General features: G+C 41.6%; 1 protein-coding gene. It reads right to left on the reverse strand.

All coding sequences use genetic code 11. The annotated features are described in order from the left end of the window. Positions 1 to 30: 30 nt before the first annotated feature. Positions 31 to 693 (reverse strand): group II intron maturase-specific domain-containing protein (locus tag ABD985_RS21235; RefSeq protein ID WP_345375349.1); only part of this gene is annotated, 663 nt, incomplete at its 5' end.

The following is a 693-nucleotide window of genomic DNA, read 5'->3' on the forward strand; positions in this document are numbered from 1 at the left end:
ACGGACCACGTACACGGCTCATGCCAGACATTATTCATAATACTGATGTAGCGTATTTACTTCGACTTTGGTCATGTCGAAGAGTTTGAGTTCTTCCGTGAACCATTTATTGGGTAATGCCATATGCGCAAGATGTGCTTTTGACATCCTCCATTTCTTAACATCAACCCGTTCAAAACTCTTTTTATAACCCATTCGTCTCAGTTGCCGGTGCAACCCTTTCCAGCTTTTCCATTCCACTAACTTCATCATCCGGAGTCTTCGACGAACCCATCCCATCAGATCTTGAAAAACAAGCCTGTTGCAGGTCACACGGAAATAATTCATGAAGCCTCTGAGTGATTTGTTGATCTCATGAACATGATCGGTGAGTTTTGCTCCTTTGTAACGAGGAGTTAGTACACGAATCTTGTCCTTGAAACTACGAATACTCTTTTTGGATAGGAAAATTCCTCTTTCATGTATTTCAACGCCCAAGTATGGGATTCCTTCTGACAGGTGTGTCACATGTGTCTTTGCTTGGTTTACTGTAAGCAGTAACTCCTTTTCAAGGTAATGGGTGGCTACTTGTAAAAGCTGCCATGCTTCTGACTTGCTACTGCCTAACAGCAGTATATCATCTGCATACCTTACTATGCGGTGTCCTTTTGATTTCATGTATTGGTCGAAATCGTCCAAATAAATGTTCATTAA

Origin of the sequence: Algivirga pacifica, assembly GCF_039543525.1 — a bacterium.
Classification (GTDB): Bacteria; Bacteroidota; Bacteroidia; order Cytophagales; family Flammeovirgaceae; genus Algivirga; species Algivirga pacifica.